Source organism: Herbiconiux daphne, assembly GCF_024979295.1.
GTDB classification, from domain to species: Bacteria; Actinomycetota; Actinomycetes; order Actinomycetales; family Microbacteriaceae; genus Herbiconiux; species Herbiconiux daphnes.
The window spans coordinates 1-787 of sequence record NZ_JANLCJ010000303.1; the positions used below are offsets into that span (position 1 = coordinate 1).

Consider the following 787-nt stretch of genomic DNA (forward strand, 5'->3'; position numbering starts at 1 on the left):
GTTTTCAGTGACACGGATAGCGTTAAAATCCAATATGCCGAACGTCACACAAAATTGTTTGATGATTACAATGAATCAAACAAGAAAAAGTTGCTTTTCATTACGGGATATTATGGGATTGACGAACAATTACTACACCCTAAAACCGTTGAAGGTGTGGAGAAATGGTTAGGCGTTTGGGATTTCGACGGTTCTTACAAGCTATTCAAGACGTTAGGCGCCAAAAAGTATATTTACAGCGTTGAAGGTTCGGAACAGGTTTATATTACCGTTGCGGGGCTTGGGAAGGTCAAGGGCGCCGAATTCATTAATCAACTAGCAGACACGGCTAGGGAGAAAATGGAAAAATTCGCTTATGGGCTTTTCATACCAGAAAAATTTACAGGCAAACTTTTACGCCACAAGACAACGCCTAACACCTTCAAAATTCAAGACTATATGAAGAAAATAAGAAAAGTGAACGATATAGGCGGAACCCACCTTTCACCTACAACTTTTGAAATTGGTGAAATTTCGCTGATTAAACTAGCATTCGGCGACCAAATCAAGGTATGGGAAAGACTATTCGGAACATGGGAGGAAATGAAGAATGAGCGGTAAAATGAAATATTATTCAAGCAAGAAAATTGCGAGTAAGAAGTGTCAATACAATGTTATTTTCGGCGAGCGGTCAAATGGTAAGACAACCGACCTTTTGACCAAGGCATTGAAACGATACTTTCAAAAAGGGGCGGACGGAAAATTTAAGCGAAAACAATTCGCTTATATCCGCCGTTGGGGAACAAGT

Annotated in this window: 2 protein-coding genes; both read left to right on the forward strand. The window is 40.0% G+C overall.

Annotation, left to right across the window (positions count from 1 at the left end; all coding sequences use genetic code 11):
- Positions 1-600, forward strand: a 600-nt coding sequence (locus N1032_RS24830; RefSeq protein ID WP_259543203.1) for a hypothetical protein, incomplete at its 5' end; no start/stop codon positions are given.
- The coding region (locus N1032_RS24835) for a hypothetical protein (RefSeq protein ID WP_259543204.1) at positions 590-787 on the forward strand (198 nt) is incomplete at its 3' end. The genes N1032_RS24830 and N1032_RS24835, both read left to right, overlap by 11 nt.